Genomic DNA, 377 nt, shown 5'->3' with positions numbered 1-377 from the left:
CTGACAGATTTATTGCTTCTTATTTTTTGACAGGTTACTTTCATAACCCTGCACGTTTGGTTTCTTGTCTTGTTCAGTTTTCAAAGGTCATGCTCTTTCGAGACAACTATTATATTCTAGCACCTCATCAATACTTTGTCAATACATTTTACCGCTTTTTTATAAAAAATTCTCACCAAGTATACTCGGTGAGAAAAATTGTAGAAAGAAAAATAAAAAGTATCATTCCAGATTGTGAAAGATACTTACTCATCAATCGGGAAGACAGGATTCGAACCTGCGACACCTTGGTCCCAAACCAAGTACTCTACCAAGCTGAGCTACTTCCCGAAAAAAATGCACCCTAGAGGAGTCGAACCTCTAACCGCCTGATTCGT

At 37.9% G+C, this 377-nt stretch carries 1 tRNA gene; it reads right to left on the bottom strand.

Annotation, left to right across the window (positions count from 1 at the left end):
- Positions 1-256 precede the first annotated feature (256 nt).
- Positions 257-330: transfer RNA gene (locus N7659_RS08130), tRNA-Pro, on the bottom strand.
- Between the last annotated feature and the right edge of the window lie 47 nt (positions 331-377).

The sequence above is a fragment of the Streptococcus sp. CSL10205-OR2 genome (assembly GCF_025660655.1).
Lineage (GTDB): Bacteria > Bacillota > Bacilli > Lactobacillales > Streptococcaceae > Streptococcus.
Note: the sequence above shows the minus strand (reverse complement) of the source record. Positions and strands in the feature narration are given on the sequence as shown.